This window comes from Streptomyces sp. NPDC088725, from assembly GCF_044751305.1.
Taxonomy (GTDB): domain Bacteria; phylum Actinomycetota; class Actinomycetes; order Streptomycetales; family Streptomycetaceae; genus Streptomyces.
Genome location: NZ_JBIVLO010000004.1, coordinates 479,383 through 494,135, shown reverse-complemented (window position 1 = coordinate 494,135; position 14,753 = coordinate 479,383). Strand labels below are relative to the sequence as shown.

Below are 14,753 nucleotides of genomic sequence, written 5' to 3'. Positions count from 1 at the left end.
GCTGCGTTCCTCCGACGGGAGCGGCCACCGCGTCCGTCAGCGACCTCAAGGGGGTGGCATGTCCGCAGAACAGGGCAGCTCGAAGGTGCTCACGCTCACAAAGAGCGCTCCCGCGCCCGATGCTCTCGACACCGTGGTGCACGTGGCTCAGCCGCGGGTGTCACAGCCGGAAGCCATCGACACCCGCACTCTGTCCCGCTCTCTGTTCCTTCGCCTCGCCGAACTGGGCACGGACGAAACGGACAGCCCGGAGCGCACCTACGTGCGTGACACTCTCATCGAACTCAATCTGCCACTGGTCCGTTACGCGGCGGCGCGATTCCGCAGCCGTAACGAGCCGATGGAGGACATCGTCCAGGTCGGAACGATCGGCCTGATCAAGGCGATCGACCGTTTCGACTGCGAACGGGGCGTGGAATTCCCCACGTTCGCGATGCCCACGGTCGTCGGTGAGATCAAGCGCTTCTTCCGCGACACCTCGTGGTCGGTCCGGGTCCCCCGCCGCCTCCAGGAGCTGCGGCTCGCGCTCACCAAGGCCAGTGACGAGCTGGCGCAGAAGCTCGACCGCTCGCCGACCGTCCCCGAACTCGCCGTGGTGCTCGGTGTGTCCGAGGAGGACGTGGTCGACGGCCTCGCGGTCGGCAACGCGTACACGGCGTCCTCGCTGGACTCACCCTCGCCCGAGGACGACGGCGGTGAGGGCTCCCTCGCGGACCGTCTCGGCTACGAGGACATGGCCCTGGAGGGCGTCGAGTACCGCGAGTCGCTGAAGCCGCTCCTGGCCAAACTGCCGCCCCGCGAGCGGCAGATCATCATGCTGCGGTTCTTCGCCAACATGACGCAGTCACAGATCGGCGAGGAAGTCGGCATCTCACAGATGCACGTCTCGCGGCTGCTGACCCGCACGCTCGCGCAGCTGCGCGAGGGGCTGATCTCCGACTGAGGCACGGAAACCCCGCCCAACTCGCGGGCGGGGTTCCGGTATGACGGAGTAGGGGTCCGGTGGCGGCCGGACCGTCAAGGAGCCGCCAGGTCGTCAGAGGGCCATACAAAGGCCGCCGTGGGCCCGAACAGGCCACCAGAAGGCCGGCAGGCCGTCAGAAGGCCAGCAGGGCCACCACGACCAGGACCACGACGACCGCGACGACGCCGATCACCACGCCGGCCTTCGATCCGCTCTTCTGCGGCGCGGCCGGCTGTCGCTGCGGCTCGCCCTCGTCGACGAACGCGCGGAACATCTGAGTGCTGCCCGCGGGGTCGGGGTTGCCCTGAGGACCTGGTCCCTGCGGAGTTTGGGGGTTGTGTGCCATGGTCCAGGACCCTAGCGAACGCACCGCCGCCGCCCAACCCCGGGACCGCTGTCAATTGCCCCCGGACGCCCCCTGATCGCGTTTTCGGACACCCGCGGCCCTCCCCCGCCGGACATTGACCCGTTCCAGGTGAAGCCTTTTGGGTTCCTTTACTCTCACTGCCCCGATTTAGTTTGCCTGCAGCAACCAACGGCTTCTATGGTTGCCCCAAGCAACAACATGTCGGAGGGTTCATGGCCGCACAGAGCCAGTACGCGGAGCTGGCCCGGCAGCTCACCGCTCTCGGCGCCGTCAAACGGGGACTGGCGCGCATCATGCCCGCCGAGTGCCCCAGCGGTATCGCCGTCGTACTCGGCCTGCTGCAACAGCACGGCGAGATGCGGATGAGCCGCCTCGCGGAACTGCTCGCCGTCGACATGTCGGTCACCAGCAGGCACGTCGCACACGCCGCGGAACGCGGTTGGCTGGAGCGGTCCGCCGACCCCGCCGACAAGCGCTCGCGCATCCTGCGGCTCACGCCCCAGGGACACGACATGCTCGCCGAACTGGCCGTGCGGACAACCGAGATGTTCGCCCGCACGCTCGAAGACTGGTCCGACGACGAGGTCGGACAACTCAGCGCGATGCTCGACCGCCTGCGCAGCGACTTCAGCGACTGCCGCGACTGGCAATACGAAGGTACGCACTCCCGTACACCCGCGCATTCACAGACGTAAGACAAGGAACTCAATGGCTACGACCACACCATCCGGTGTGCGGGGCGGCCACGCCAAGCACGGAGGCGAACCCGCCTCCGAAGCCGGCGCGCCGATGACACACCGCCAGATCATGGAAGCCCTCTCCGGGCTCCTGCTCGGCATGTTCGTCGCGATCCTCTCCTCGACGATCGTGACCAACGCCCTGCCCCAGATCGTCTCGGACCTCGGGGGCGGACAGAGCTCTTACACCTGGGTGGTGACCGCCTCGCTGCTCGCGATGACGGCGACCACTCCGCTGTGGGGCAAGCTCTCCGACCTCTTCAGCAAGAAGCTGCTGGTCCAGATAGCCCTGATCATCTACGTCCTGGGCTCGGTCGTGGCCGGCCTCTCGGTGAACTCCGAGATGTTGATCGCCTGCCGTGTCTTCCAGGGCATCGGCGTCGGCGGTCTCTCCGCCCTCGCCCAGATCGTCATGGCGGCGATGATCTCGCCGCGCGAGCGCGGCCGTTACAGCGGCTACCTCGGCGCGACCTTCGCCGTCGCCACCGTCGGCGGACCGCTGCTCGGCGGTGTCATCACCGACACCTCGTGGCTGGGCTGGCGCTGGTGCTTCTACGTCGGCGTCCCGTTCGCCGTCATCGCGCTGATCGTGCTCCAGAAGACCCTCAAGCTCCCGGTCGTCAAGCGCAAGGTCAAGGTCGACTGGTCCGGCGCCTTCTTCATCAGCGCCGCCGTCTCGCTGCTGCTGCTCTGGGTGACGTTCGCGGGCTCCAAGTACGACTGGGTCTCGTGGCAGTCGTACGTCATGGTCGGCGGCTCGATCGTGCTCGGCGCGATCTTCGTCCTCGTCGAGTCGAAGGCCAGCGAGCCGATCATCCCGCTGCGCCTCTTCCGCAACCGTACGATCACGCTGGCCTCGGTGGCCTCGCTCTTCGTCGGTATCGCGATGTTCGCCGGCACGGTCTTCTTCAGCCAGTACTTCCAGCTGGCACGCGACAAGTCGCCGACGATGTCCGGCATCATGACGATCCCGATGATCGGTGGCCTGTTCCTCTCCTCCACCATCTCCGGTCTGATCATCACCAAGACGGGCCGCTGGAAGGTCTGGCTGGTCAGCGGTGGCTTCCTGGTGACGGCGGGCCTCGGGCTGCTGGGCACGATCCGGGTGGACACGCCGTACTGGCAGATGGCGTTCTACATGGTCGCCATGGGCCTCGGCGTCGGCATGATGATGCAGAACCTCGTCCTGTGCACGCAGAACCAGGTCTCCCCGAAGGACCTCGGCTCCGCCAGCTCCGTCGTCACGTTCTTCCGCTCGCTGGGTGGTGCGGTCGGCGTCTCGGCGCTGGGCGCGGTGCTCGGCAACCGGGTCACGCACTACGTGAAGGACGGCCTGGCCGACCTCGGCCCGCAGGCCGCCGGCCTCGGCGGCGGCGGCAGTGACGGCTCCATCCCGAACCTGGCCACCCTGCCCGCCCCGCTGCGTGAGGTCATGGAGGCGGCGTACGGCCACGGCGTGGGCGACGTCTTCCTCTACTCGGCCCCGGCCGCGCTGGTCGCCTTCCTGATCACGCTGTTCATCAAGGAGATCCCGCTGCGCACGCGGAACCTCGGCGAGGACAAGCCGGGCGCCGAGGCGCCCGCGGGCGCGGTCCCGGCCCAGGCCGGCGCGTCGGCTCCGCTGCCCGCCGCGGTGCCCGCCCCCTCCGCGTCCGGCTCGTCGTCTGCCCCGGCGACGCAGACCACCGAGATTCACGGCACCGCGATACGGGGTGTCGTGAACGCCTCCGAAGGCGTCCCGGTCCCCCGGGCGGCCGTCACGCTCATCTCGCTGGGCGGCACCCAGCTCGCGCGCTCCGTCGCGCAGCAGGACGGCGGTTACGTGCTGGACGCGCCCGGCAGCGGCAGCTACGTGCTGATCGCGTCCGCCGACGGCTTCCAGCCGCAGGCGTCCACCGTGGTCGTCGGCACCGAGGAACTGTCGTACGACATCCTGCTCTCCGGTACGAGCGGTCTCGCCGGGACCGTGCGCGCCGCCGAGGACGGGCAGCCCATCGAGGGCGCCATGGTCATCGTGACCGATGTGCGCGGCGATGTGCTGGCCACCGGGAAGTCCGCCGTACAGGGCGAGTTCGCCTTCGTCGAGCTGGTCCCCGGCTCCGTGACCGTCGCGGTCAACGCCGCCGGCTTCCGGCCGCTGGCCCTGCCGGTGGAGATCGGCGGCCAGGGAGTCACCCGTATCGAGGCCATCCTCCAGTCCGGCGCCCTGGTCCAGGGCGTCATCCGGGCGGGCGCCGCCAGGCACCCGCTGCCGGACGCGCGCGTCACGCTCATCGACGCGGCGGGCAACGTCGTCGGCACGGCGACGACCGGGGACGACGGGGCGTACGCCTTCGCCGACCTGACCGCGGGCGAGTACACGGTCATCGCGACCGGATACCCGCCGGTCGCCGGTGCGTTGACGGTGGCAGGCCGCGGAGTCGACGGCCACGACATCGAACTCGCCCACCCGGGCGAGTAGTCAAGACGCCCGGACAGCGCGTTGCCCATGGCGGACGGTGCGTTGACCCGGTGCGGAGAATGGGCCCCGGTGACGGGGTGGTGGGCAGGGGACGGCCCGCCACCCCGTCGCCGGGGCCCGACGTGTGACAAGAACGAGGAGATATACGGGATGGGACTTCGCGCACAGGTACGGACGCGGGACGGCTGGGCCGTTCAGCACGCGGTCGTGACCATGACCGACATGACCGGCGCCCAGGTGGTACGGGCGGCGGCCGACGGCGACGGTGTGGTGACGGACAGCGTGCTGCTCGCGCCGGGCCCGTACACCGTGATCGTGACCGCCATCGGATACGCGCCCGCCGCCGCCACCGCCCTGGTGACCGCGAGCGGCCGCGCCGAGATCGGCACGATCGTGCTGGCCAGACAGGGCGGGGTCGAACTGCCCCCGCCGGGTGTCTGGAGCCTGGACCCCGCGCACTCGTCGGTGAGCGCGGTGGCGCAGCATCTGGGGATCTCCAGCGTGCGCGGCCGGTTCAACGAGTTCAGCGGGCGGATCGAGATCGTCGAGACCGAGGGTGGCGAAGGCTTCTCGCGGGTCGACGCGGTCATCGACGCGTCGAGCATCGACACCGGCAACGCGCTGCGCGACAAGCACCTGAAGTCGCCGGACTTCCTCGACATCGAGCGCTTCCCGGAGATCACGTACCGCAGTACGGGCCTGGACCCCGCGGGCGCCGACCGCTGGACCGTACACGGCCGGTTGACGCTGCACGGCGTGGAGCGCGAGGTCGACCTCGACCTCAGCTACCTGGGCACGGGACCCGACCCGTGGGGCGGCGTACGGGCGGCCTTCCGCGCGACGACGGAGCTGCGCCGCGAGGACTTCGACATGAACTTCAACCAGGTGGTCGAGGCAGGCATCGCGGCGATCGGCACGACGCTGCGGGTGGAGCTGGACATCCAGGCCGTGCAGGGCGAGACGGTGCCGGGCGCGTAGCGCTCGCTGTGGTGTGGCCCCGCGTCGGATTGTCGCGAGGCAGACCGGCTGGGAGACGGGCCGGGCGGGACGGGCCGGGCGGGACGGGCCGGGCGGGACGGGCGGGACGGGCCGGGCGGGACGGGCCGGGCGGGACGGGCCGGGCGGGACGGGCCGGGCGGGACGGGCCGTCATATCGAACGGCACCGGCGCGGCAGACGGCACGGCGGATGGCCAGGCATCTGCCCGGCATATCGCGCGGCATGGAGCACCGCCGGGCGGCCGGGCAGGTCGTAGGCTGCGGACCATGGCACCGAACATCGCAACGAATACCGCTGTGGAACTGGACCAACTGCTGGAGTTCGTACGGCCCAGGCACCGCGCGATCCTGCTGACCACCCGCGCCGACGGCCGCCCACAGGGCTCCCCGCTCACCTGCGGGGTGGACGACGCGGGCCGCATCGTCGTCTCCACGTACCCGGAGCGCGCCAAGACCCGCAACGCGAAGCGCGACGACCGGGTGAGCGTGATCGTCCTGTCGGACGACTGGAGCGGGGCGTGGGTGCAGATCGACGGGACGGCCGAGGTGCTCGACATCCCGGAGTCGGTCGAACCGCTGGTGGAGTACTTCAGGAACATCTCCGGCGAGCACCCCGACTGGGACGAGTACCGCGCGGCGATGGTGAAGCAGGGGAAGTCCATCATCCGGATCACGCCGGAGCGTTGGAGCCCGATCGCGACCGGCGGCTTCCCGGCGAGGCTGGCACCGCCGGAGTAAGCCGCCGGAGCAACCCGCCGGACCGGTAAGGCACTTGGCGGCGGCGCGCCCGCGGAGCTATTCGCGGGCGCGCATCGCCTCGATGCCGGCGATGAGGAGTTCGAGCGCGAAAGTGAAGTCCCGTTCGCGCATCTCCTCGACCGTATCGCCGCCGCCCGCCTCGGCGGACTCGCCCGTCTCCTGGTGGAACGACCCCTGGAATTCCGGCTTTTCGCTGATCGACCCCATCGCGTGCCGGTAGTACTCGTCCTGGCTGACCTCTGCCTCCGCGCACCGCTGCACGTAGTGGCCCTCGATCGTGCCGAAGCCGTAGACGAACTGGAAGACGGCGGAGAACGCGCCCTTCTGATGGCTCGGCGCCAGGCCCGTACGCCGCATGACCGCCTGGACCGCGGAGGAGAAGTGCATCGAACGGGGGCCGATGTTCAGGTACTGGCCGATGAGCGGCGAGATCCAGGCGTGCCGCACCAGCACGGTCCGGTAGCTGACGGCGAGTTCACGCAGCTGGTCGCGCCAGTCGGCGTTCTCGTCCGTCAGGTCCGGGACCCGGATCTCGCCGAAGACGGAGTCGAGGGCCATCTCCAGGAGGTCGTCCTTGGTGTCGACGTACCAGTAGAGGGACATGGCGGTCACCCCCAGCTCCCCGGCCAGCCGCCGCATGGAGAACTTCGCCAGGCCCTCGGCGTCGAGCAGCCGTACGGAGACCGCGGTGATCCTGAGCCGGTCGAGGCCGGAGGGGTGGTCCGCGTCGCAGGATTCGCCGGAGGCGCCAGACACACCGGAGTCACCAGAGGCACCGGAGATGTCGCCCGTGGCGTCGGGCCGGCCGGTCGGATCCGGCTTGCGGCTGCGGCCCGGAGGCTTCCCCTCCAGCCATACGCTGGTCCGGGGTGGACGCTTGGCACGAGCTGCTTCCGACGCCATGGGTGGGCCTCCTCGTTCCTACCGGCCGGGCGGGCCGGACTCCACCGGTGGTACGGCTCCGACGACTGCCCCGGCGTTGGCCGTTCAGCCGCCGCCGACCGGAATCCAGCGTTGCGCGCAGGTTCCGAATGTTATGCCGCCCCTGATGCTGATAGTGCCCGCTGTGCACGGCACAACCGGGGCGCGGTGGCTGTCCGCCCGTCAGCCGACCGGTGAGGAGGAGCCGGCGGTAGGAGGAGCCGGCCGGTAGGAGGAGCCGGCCGGTGAGGAGGCCGCCGGCGCTTCCCGCGCGCTCATCGTGGCGCGGCGCCGGGTTCTCCGGGCTTGATCAGATATCCCGCGCCCCGCCGTGTATGGATCATCGGCGGCCGTCCCGCGTCGATCTTCCGCCGCAGGTAGGAGATGTACAGCTCGACGACGTTGGCCCGGCCGCCGAAGTCGTACGACCACACCCGGTCGAGAATCTGCGCCTTGCTCAGCACCCGGCGCGGGTTGCGCATCAGGAAACGCAGGAGTTCGAACTCGGTCGCGGTCAGGTGGATGGAGCGCCCGTCGCGGACGACATCGTGGCTGTCCTCGTCCAGGGACAGGTCGCCGACGACGAGCAGCGACTCGCTGCGTACGGCTGTGGCGCCCGAACGCCGGATCAGCCCGCGCAGCCGCGCCACGACCTCCTCCAGGCTGAACGGCTTGGTGACGTAGTCGTCGCCGCCCGCCGTCAGTCCGGCGATCCTGTCCTCGACCGAGTCCTTCGCGGTCAGGAGGAGCACGGGCACCTGCGGCAGTTCGCGCCGTAGTCTGCCCAGCACGGCGAGACCGTCCGTGTCGGGAAGCCTCACGTCCAGCACCACCGCGTCGGGCCTGAACTCCCGCGCCGAGGTCATGGCGCCCGCGCCGTCGCCCGCGCTGCACACCTCCCAGCCCTCGTACCGCAGGGTCATGGCCAGCAGCTCGGTGAGGGACGCTTCGTCATCCACGACGAGCACCCGTACGGGGCTGCCGTCCGGCCTGAGCATGTCGGTGCGCCCGCGGGGCGAGGTGATGGTCATGGTGGCCACCCTCAAGCCGCGTCCTGAGAGCCGCCTTTCGCGTCCCTGTGAATCCCCTGAGAAACGCGGACCGGACGGGAACAGGCGGTCCACATCCCCCCTGGCCGTCCGGCCGCCGGTCAGTGAACCGCGCACCTCACGGAGGTGTCGGTGCCGCTCGTGTCCCCATCGTTCACGGCCGTCCGCCCGCTCTCAGAAGAGCCCGTCCTGTACGCCACCGCTGTGCGTGTCCCTGACCGGCAGGGTCACGCCGGCGTCCGCTTCCGCCCGGACCAGTTCCCAGCCGCTCATCAGCCGGGTGTCGAGAACGATCACGGCGCCGTCCTCTCCACCGCCCGTCCCGCTCGCCCCGCTGCCGACGGTGGCCAGATGCAGGTCAGGCCCGGCCGCCGCGACCAGCCGCCCGGCGAAAGCCCCGCCGTCGACCAGCTCGGTCACCACCCCCATGAGCGGCGCCAGACCGTCGAGGCCGAAGGGCTCCGCGTGGTCGACGGGGCTGAAGTCCAGCCGTTCCAGCGACTGCGGCCAGTCCGAGAGCGCCACCGCACGCGCGTGCATCCGGCCGACCTCGTCCGCCCGTTCCTCGCGCGCGGGCAGTGCGGACCGTACGGCGCGCTTGCGGGCGTACGGAATCCGGTCGGGCACCCCGAGCGCCGTACGCAGCAGTTCCTCGGTCCGCCGTGCGGCCATCAGCGGCCCGCGTCCCAGCCAGCTGAACACCACGGCGCCCTGGCCGAGCAGCCGCGCGTCCCCGCGTTCCTCCGCGGTGATCCCGACCTTGACCAGGCCGGGGCCGAACCACGCCAGGTAGACGCGGTAGGTGCGCGGATCGTCCGCGATCGTGTCGGCGGCGACCGAGTGCAGCCGGTCGAGCCGGGCGCACTCCGCGCACTGCCCGCCGGTACCGCGCCCCGGCACGGTGGCCCGCCGGGGGCAGGCGTTGCCGCGCGCCCCGGCGCACTGGCGCGCGCCGAGAGCGCGGAACGCCACGTCACTCCCGTAGACGAGCGCGCTCTCCCTGCGGCCCCCGCCGTCCCGCAGCCACACGAGCACGGGCGCGCGGTCCGTCCAGCGCAGTCCGGCACATCTCCACGCGTTCGTCATCGTGCACCGATCGTAGGTGGACGGGTCGCGACAACCCGGGGTCGGACAGGCTTACGAGGGCGGGCGCGGCGGCGGAGACGGCGTTAGCGTTCGCGGTGGGGGACACACCTATTTCCACAGGGACGGAATCCGATGAAGCACGTCAAACTCGCCGACCTCGACGTCTCCCGTATCGGGCTCGGCTGCATGACCATGTCCGCCTTCTACACGGGCGCGGGCACGGACGACGCCGAGTCCATCCGTACGATCCACCGGGCCCTGGACCTCGGAGTGACCTTCCTGGACACAGCCGAGATGTACGGCCCCTATGTCAACGAGGAGCTGCTGGGCCGCGCGCTCGCGGGCCGGCGCGACCAGGTCGTCCTGGCGACGAAGTTCGGCGTCATCTCGCACCCCCGCGGCTCACGGCCCGGCATCGACAGCAGCCCCGAGAATGTCCGCCGCGCCGTCGAAGGCTCACTCAAACGGCTCGGCACGGATTACATCGACCTCTTCTACCAGCACCGGGTCGACCCGGCGACGCCCATCGAGGAGACGGTGGGCGCCCTCGCCGAACTCGTCAGGGAAGGCAAGATCCGCCACATCGGCCTCTCGGAAGCCGCCCCGGACACGATCCGCCGGGCCCACTCCGTCCACCCGGTCACGGCGCTCCAGACGGAGTACTCGCTGTGGTCCCGCGACCCCGAGGCGGAGCTCCTGCCCCTGGTGCGCGAGCTGGGCATCGGCTTCGTCCCGTACTCCCCGCTCGGCCGGGGCTTCCTCACCGGCGGCATCCGCTCGACCGACCACCTCGCGGACGACGACTTCCGCAAGACCAGCCCCCGCTTCAGCGGCGACAACCTCCAGCGGAACCTGCGCATCGTCGACGAGGTCACGGAGGTCGCGACGGAGGCCGGCGCGACGCCGGCGCAGGTGGCGCTGGCCTGGCTGCTGGCGCAGGGCGACGACGTGGCCCCGATCCCCGGCACGAAGCGCGTCTCGCGCGTCGAGGAGAACATCGCGGCAGACGCGCTGACCCTGACCCCGGCCCAGCTGACCCGCCTCAGCTCCCTCACCCCGCCCACCGGCGACCGCTACGCGGACATGTCCCCGGTCAACCGCTGACGTACGGACCTCCGGCGGCGGACGACACACGGGACGGACAAGGACCCGCCGCCGCAAGGGGCTGCGGACGGGGCCGATGGCGTCACGCAGACGAACGCGTCGGTCCCCATCCGCTTCCAGGACACGGCCCGCAGCCCCCGCGGCCACTTCCCCGGCGTCTTCGCCCTGGCCAACGGACTGGCCAGGGACGGCCACCTGACCGACGACCAGTGGCGCGACGCCACTCTCCTGCCACGCGTAACGCCTCATCACATCCGACCACTTCGGGCTGTTCGCGCGTGCGGGTGACGGGAGATCTCTATGGCGAGATCAGCGGCGTGCGACGGGTCGTGGGCGGGGTTGCCGGGGGTCGAGGCCTGCCGCCACTGCTTCGCCAGGGCGGCGCACACGTCACACCCCTCGGCGGGTCTGGGCTGCGGCGCGATCGGGTCTCCCAAGTACACGGGGTGCGGTCCGCCAGTGCCGTTCGGCATGTCGCCGTCCTCTTGATCTCTCGTCGGCCACGCCCCCGGACCGTTCGTTCGGTCACGGAGGTCTGATGGACTCACTGTCCGGGCGCGTGAACCTCTCCGCTTCCCCATCACGGGCATCCCCATGCTGGGTAGGCTCCTCGAAGCGCAGTGACCCACACTCGGCTGAGCAGGCACGACGGGGCATCAATGACCGGGTACCAACCGCCGGCCGCTCTACCTCCCGAGCTGTTCGAGCATCCGGAGATCCGGGCGGCGATCCTGGCTCACGACTTCGGAACCGTGTTCAGGCTCGCGCGCGTCCACGCCGGAATCAGTTACTCGAAGATCGCTTGCGAGTGCGATATCCAGCCCGAAAGGGTCGGGACGCTCGCACGCGGGCAAGGCAGCGTGACGAGCTTCGACAAGATCGTGTGCATTGCCGACGCGCTGCGCATCCCTGGGCACATGCTCGGTCTTGCCGCCCGCCCATGGGAGGTGAACGCGTCCCCATCGGCACCCTCACGCAACAGCACCAGAGAGAGGGAGAGGAACGACGTGCGGCGCAGGCAATTCCTTCGAGCAAGCTCAGTTGCGGGACTGGCCACGAGCCTGCCGGAGCTGATCCAGCCCGTCACCGGCAGGCGATTGGGAAAACACGTCCCCGACCTACTGCGGCAGCGCACGGCGCGGCTGCGACGCCTGGACGACGTGCTCGGCGGCGGAGACACCTACCGGGTGTACCTCGGTGAATAACAGGCCACGAAGGCGAGGATCCGGGAGTCGGGCTACGACGAAGAGACAGAGCGGGGCCTGCTGTCCGTGCTGGCCGAGCAAGCGCAGCAAGCCGGTTGGGCCGCGTTCGACGGTGGCCGGGAAGCTGACGCCACCGCGCTCTACCAGGACAGTTACGCCGCCGCCGCCGAAGCGGGGGACACCGCTCTCGCCGGCAACGCGCTCGCGTTCCTCGCGTATCAGACCGTGAGCGGCGACCGGCACGCCGGAGTCGAGATCGCGGCCCGCTCCTGCGAGACGATCGGGCTGGACACCCCGGCCGGCGTCCGCGCGCTGCTTCACGAACGGAAGGCGTGGGCGTGTGCCGTGGCTGGGCTTCTCTCGGAGACAGAGCGCGCGCTCCACGACGCGAATGCCGCCCTCAATGACGTGGGAGGGTCACCTCAGCCGGATTGGGTGGCGTGGGTCGACCACACCGAACTCAAGATCATGTCAGGCCGCTGCTGGACGGAGTTGAATCGGCCGCTCCGAGCCGTTCCCCAGTTGGAGAACGCGCTGGAGCAGTACGACGACAGTCATGCGCGGGACAAGGCGCTGTACCTCTCGTGGCTGGCCGACTCATATCTGTGCGCCGGGGAGATCGAGCAAGCGGCTGCGGTGGCCGACCGCGCGCTGGACCTGTGCGACGGAGTGGCGTCCGTACGTCCCCGGCGCCGACTCACGCCGTTCCTGAAGCGCCTCGACGGGCATCGAGGCGTTTCCGCCGTTGCGACTCTGCTGGAGAAGGCAGCAGGCTGACGGCCTATGCGGGCTCGGTGCTCTCCGCCACCCAGCGCAGACACCTCTCCGAACCCGCCACGATGGCGACGGCGGACACCTCGGGACTGTCCCAGGGGTGGTGTTCGAGCAGATGCGCTTCGAGAGCCGGGTACCGGTCGGCCCGGGTCTTCAGGAGAAGCTGCCACTCCTCGCCCGTCCCGAACTCCCCCAGGTGCCAGAACACGGAGGTCACCGGGCCGATGATCTGCGCTCCGGCGGCCAGGCGTTCACGAACGACGGACTGAGCGAGCCGGACCGCCTGATCGCGGGTCTCAGTAGCGGTGGACACCTGCACGAGGTCAGTCATGCGCACGAGCCTATCCGCGCCGAGGACCGAACAAGAAGGGCCCCACATATGCGCTGGAAGACCCATGGTGAGCGACAGATCTACACCAACGAGTGGGTGAATCTGTGTCTGGCCGACGTCCAGCAGCCGGACGGACAGAGATTGGCGTACCACGTCGTTCGGCTCCGGCACCTGGCCGTGGCCACCGTGGTCAACCGTCGCCAAGAGGTCTTGATGATGTGGCGGCACCGCTTCATCACGGACTCGTGGGCCTGGGAATTGCCCATGGGTCTGGTCGAGGAAGGCGAGACCCCGGAAGAGACGGCCGCCCGCGAGGTCCTGGAGGAGACGGGCTGGCGTCCCGGCCCCATCAAGCCCCTGATCTACGCCGAGCCGGCCAACGGGATCACCGATTCGCAGCACCACGTCTTCCGCGCGGACGGCGCGACCTACGCCGGACCGCCCACGGAGAAGAACGAGTCCGACCGCATCGAGTGGATCCCCCTCGCGAAGGTACGAGCCATGATCGACCGCCGCGAGATCGTGAGCAGTGGTTCTCTGGTCGGCCTGCTGTACCTGCTCATGGACGAAGCGTTCCGCTGACCGGCGGGAGGGGGCCGGGGGCTTCGCCTCGAAGACCGGCACTGCGCCTGCGGGCTCTGCCCGCGTTGGCCCAACTGCTCGTAGAACTCAGGACATACGCGAGAGGCCCGATCGATTGTCTCGATCGGGCCTCTCGCCTGCTGTGCACTCGGCAGGATTCGAACCTGCAACCTTCTGATCCGTAGTCAGATGCTCTATCCGTTAAGCTACGAGTGCTTGGCTCCCCGGTGTTTTCTTCCCGGTCGGCGTTGCGAGAACAACATTACATGACCTTCGCCGTGAGGTGAAATCCGTTGGCCAGACCCCCGCTGACCTGCGAAGACGCCCGAAAACGGGGGTGGAACGGCCGAAGCCCCGGCCTGGGGGCCGGGGCTTCGGGTCTTGCGCGCGGAGGCGGAGGGATTTGAACCCTCGATGGGTGTTAAGACCCAAACCGCATTAGCAGTGCGGCGCCATAGACCGGACTAGGCGACGCCTCCAACACATTCGCCACATCCGCGCAGGCGCGGATGGTGCGTGGAGATGATGACACAACCAGGTGGGGTGCCACCAATCGCTGCTTACGGTACTAGGCAGGTGGGGTGCGGGGCAAAGCATCTTCGGCGCGCAACGCCGGGGGGCGCGCAACGCCAGGGCAGCGGCCCGACACCGGGGCGGCGAGGAACACCGGGACCGTGCGCAACGCGGGGGCCTGACGCGCGTTAGTGAGGGCGGGGGCCGTACCCGGATCCGTGAGCCATCAGGAGCTGCCATGTTGCGCCGTCTCGTCTTCACCGCTGTCGCCTCCGCCGCCGCGCTGGTCGCGGTCGTACCCGTCGCGCCGGGCGCCTCGGCCGCGCCCGTACCGGCTGCTGCACCGGTGGCCGTACCGGCGGCCCTGTCCGCATCCGTACCGTCGGCCCTCGTGTCCGTACCGGCGCACGTACCCGCGGCCCTGCCGCTGTCCGTCCCGCTGCCTCCGCCCATGCCGCTGAGCCAGCAGGCGGACAAGCTGACCATCACGGTGCTCGACGCGGACGCCTCCGGGGCCACGCAGACGTACAAGCTGACGTGCGCGCCCGTCGGCGGGTCGCATCCGCGGGCGCAGGCCGCCTGCGACCGGCTGGCGCAGCTCGCCGGGGAATTCGGCGTGGGCGCCGGGAAGAGCGCGGGCGCGCGCGACCCCTTCGCGCCGGTGCCCGTCGAGACGATGTGCACGCTCCAGTACGGCGGTCCCGCCACCGCCCGGATCACCGGCGTCTGGCAGGGGCGTGGCGTGAGTGCCGACTTCAGCCGTAAGAACGGTTGTGAGATCTCCCGTTGGCGGAATCTGGAACCGGTCCTTCCCACCCTCACGTCCTGAGTGACACGTGGCACGTGCGGCTGAGTGAGAAGCGCCGAGAACGCGTGACGAACCGAGTTATGAGGGGGAGACAT

The 14,753-nt window shown here is 69.9% G+C and carries 15 protein-coding genes and 2 tRNA genes; 10 read left to right on the top strand and 7 right to left on the bottom strand.

Translation table 11 applies throughout. From position 1 onward, the window contains the following. Nucleotides 1–58 precede the first annotated feature (58 nt). Nucleotides 59–943: an RNA polymerase sigma factor SigF gene (locus ACIP6N_RS12425; protein WP_401815011.1), complete on the top strand. Its 885-nt coding sequence runs from the start codon at nt 59–61 to the stop codon at nt 941–943. Nucleotides 944–1,097: 154 nt separating this feature from the next. On the opposite strand, the gene ACIP6N_RS12420 is transcribed toward ACIP6N_RS12425, so the two are convergent. Continuing rightward, nucleotides 1,098–1,310, bottom strand: coding sequence for a hypothetical protein (locus tag ACIP6N_RS12420; protein WP_401815010.1), 213 nt, complete (start codon nt 1,308–1,310; stop codon nt 1,098–1,100). A 233-nt stretch (nt 1,311–1,543) separates the two neighbouring features. On the opposite strand from ACIP6N_RS12420, the gene ACIP6N_RS12415 reads away from it, so the two are divergent. From ACIP6N_RS12415 to ACIP6N_RS12400, 4 genes are all read left to right on the top strand, one after another. Further along, nucleotides 1,544–2,026 (top strand): MarR family winged helix-turn-helix transcriptional regulator, encoded by a 483-nt coding sequence (locus ACIP6N_RS12415; protein WP_401815009.1) that lies wholly within the window; start codon nt 1,544–1,546, stop codon nt 2,024–2,026. A 13-nt stretch (nt 2,027–2,039) separates the two neighbouring features. Next, complete coding sequence (locus tag ACIP6N_RS12410; protein ID WP_401815008.1) at nt 2,040–4,529, top strand: MFS transporter; 2,490 nt, start codon at nt 2,040–2,042, stop codon at nt 4,527–4,529. Between the two features lie 150 nt (nt 4,530–4,679). Continuing rightward, nucleotides 4,680–5,507, top strand: coding sequence for a YceI family protein (locus tag ACIP6N_RS12405; protein ID WP_401815007.1), 828 nt, complete (start codon nt 4,680–4,682; stop codon nt 5,505–5,507). Nucleotides 5,508–5,793: 286 nt separating this feature from the next. Continuing rightward, complete coding sequence (locus ACIP6N_RS12400) at nt 5,794–6,264, top strand: PPOX class F420-dependent oxidoreductase (RefSeq protein WP_401815005.1); 471 nt, start codon at nt 5,794–5,796, stop codon at nt 6,262–6,264. A 57-nt stretch (nt 6,265–6,321) separates the two neighbouring features. Here ACIP6N_RS12400 and ACIP6N_RS12395 read toward each other — a convergent pair whose 3' ends face one another. From ACIP6N_RS12395 to ACIP6N_RS12385, 3 genes are all read right to left on the bottom strand, one after another. Beyond that, on the bottom strand, nt 6,322–7,188 hold the full coding sequence (locus ACIP6N_RS12395; protein WP_401815003.1) for a TetR/AcrR family transcriptional regulator: 867 nt from the start codon (nt 7,186–7,188) through the stop codon (nt 6,322–6,324). A 293-nt stretch (nt 7,189–7,481) separates the two neighbouring features. Further along, complete coding sequence (locus tag ACIP6N_RS12390; protein WP_401815001.1) at nt 7,482–8,237, bottom strand: response regulator transcription factor; 756 nt, start codon at nt 8,235–8,237, stop codon at nt 7,482–7,484. A gap of 192 nt (nt 8,238–8,429) precedes the next feature. After that, nucleotides 8,430–9,341 (bottom strand): DUF2797 domain-containing protein, encoded by a 912-nt coding sequence (locus tag ACIP6N_RS12385; protein WP_401815000.1) that lies wholly within the window; start codon nt 9,339–9,341, stop codon nt 8,430–8,432. Between the two features lie 132 nt (nt 9,342–9,473). On the opposite strand from ACIP6N_RS12385, the gene ACIP6N_RS12380 reads away from it, so the two are divergent. From ACIP6N_RS12380 to ACIP6N_RS12370, 3 genes are all read left to right on the top strand, one after another. Beyond that, nucleotides 9,474–10,445: an aldo/keto reductase gene (locus ACIP6N_RS12380; RefSeq protein WP_401814998.1), complete on the top strand. Its 972-nt coding sequence runs from the start codon at nt 9,474–9,476 to the stop codon at nt 10,443–10,445. A gap of 659 nt (nt 10,446–11,104) precedes the next feature. After that, the gene (locus ACIP6N_RS12375) at nt 11,105–11,650 is read left to right on the top strand and encodes a hypothetical protein (RefSeq protein ID WP_401814997.1); all 546 of its coding nucleotides are present in this window, start codon (nt 11,105–11,107) and stop codon (nt 11,648–11,650) included. A 66-nt stretch (nt 11,651–11,716) separates the two neighbouring features. Further along, nucleotides 11,717–12,427 (top strand): XRE family transcriptional regulator, encoded by a 711-nt coding sequence (locus tag ACIP6N_RS12370; RefSeq protein WP_401814995.1) that lies wholly within the window; start codon nt 11,717–11,719, stop codon nt 12,425–12,427. 4 nt (nt 12,428–12,431) lie between these two features. On the opposite strand, the gene cutA is transcribed toward ACIP6N_RS12370, so the two are convergent. Continuing rightward, complete coding sequence (gene cutA / locus ACIP6N_RS12365; protein WP_401814993.1) at nt 12,432–12,755, bottom strand: divalent-cation tolerance protein CutA; 324 nt, start codon at nt 12,753–12,755, stop codon at nt 12,432–12,434. A 48-nt stretch (nt 12,756–12,803) separates the two neighbouring features. Here cutA and ACIP6N_RS12360 point away from each other — a divergent pair, with 48 nt between their 5' ends. Further along, entirely contained in the window at nt 12,804–13,337 is a 534-nt protein-coding gene (locus ACIP6N_RS12360) for an NUDIX hydrolase (protein WP_401814992.1), read from the top strand. 143 nt (nt 13,338–13,480) lie between these two features. Here the strand turns inward: ACIP6N_RS12360 and ACIP6N_RS12355 are convergent. Next, nucleotides 13,481–13,553, bottom strand: a tRNA-Arg gene (locus tag ACIP6N_RS12355). Between the two features lie 172 nt (nt 13,554–13,725). Further along, nucleotides 13,726–13,816 (bottom strand) — tRNA-Ser (locus ACIP6N_RS12350). 272 nt (nt 13,817–14,088) lie between these two features. Between ACIP6N_RS12350 and ACIP6N_RS12345 the strand changes: the two genes are divergently transcribed. Next, complete coding sequence (locus ACIP6N_RS12345; protein ID WP_401814991.1) at nt 14,089–14,679, top strand: SSI family serine proteinase inhibitor; 591 nt, start codon at nt 14,089–14,091, stop codon at nt 14,677–14,679. Nucleotides 14,680–14,753: the final 74 nt, after the last annotated feature.

Excerpts from the sequence above, each read along its gene's own strand:
- ACIP6N_RS12425 (WP_401815011.1), top strand. The coding sequence starts at position 59 with ATGTCCGCAGAACAGGGCAGCTCGAAGGTGCTCACGCTCACAAAGAGC.
- ACIP6N_RS12420 (WP_401815010.1), bottom strand. The coding sequence starts at position 1,310 with ATGGCACACAACCCCCAAACTCCGCAGGGACCAGGTCCTCAGGGCAAC.
- ACIP6N_RS12415 (WP_401815009.1), top strand. The coding sequence starts at position 1,544 with ATGGCCGCACAGAGCCAGTACGCGGAGCTGGCCCGGCAGCTCACCGCT.
- ACIP6N_RS12410 (WP_401815008.1), top strand. The coding sequence starts at position 2,040 with ATGGCTACGACCACACCATCCGGTGTGCGGGGCGGCCACGCCAAGCAC.
- ACIP6N_RS12405 (WP_401815007.1), top strand. The coding sequence starts at position 4,680 with ATGGGACTTCGCGCACAGGTACGGACGCGGGACGGCTGGGCCGTTCAG.
- ACIP6N_RS12400 (WP_401815005.1), top strand. The coding sequence starts at position 5,794 with ATGGCACCGAACATCGCAACGAATACCGCTGTGGAACTGGACCAACTG.
- ACIP6N_RS12395 (WP_401815003.1), bottom strand. The coding sequence starts at position 7,188 with ATGGCGTCGGAAGCAGCTCGTGCCAAGCGTCCACCCCGGACCAGCGTA.
- ACIP6N_RS12390 (WP_401815001.1), bottom strand. The coding sequence starts at position 8,237 with ATGACCATCACCTCGCCCCGCGGGCGCACCGACATGCTCAGGCCGGAC.
- ACIP6N_RS12385 (WP_401815000.1), bottom strand. The coding sequence starts at position 9,341 with ATGACGAACGCGTGGAGATGTGCCGGACTGCGCTGGACGGACCGCGCG.
- ACIP6N_RS12380 (WP_401814998.1), top strand. The coding sequence starts at position 9,474 with ATGAAGCACGTCAAACTCGCCGACCTCGACGTCTCCCGTATCGGGCTC.
- ACIP6N_RS12375 (WP_401814997.1), top strand. The coding sequence starts at position 11,105 with ATGACCGGGTACCAACCGCCGGCCGCTCTACCTCCCGAGCTGTTCGAG.
- cutA (WP_401814993.1), bottom strand. The coding sequence starts at position 12,755 with ATGACTGACCTCGTGCAGGTGTCCACCGCTACTGAGACCCGCGATCAG.
- ACIP6N_RS12360 (WP_401814992.1), top strand. The coding sequence starts at position 12,804 with ATGCGCTGGAAGACCCATGGTGAGCGACAGATCTACACCAACGAGTGG.
- ACIP6N_RS12345 (WP_401814991.1), top strand. The coding sequence starts at position 14,089 with ATGTTGCGCCGTCTCGTCTTCACCGCTGTCGCCTCCGCCGCCGCGCTG.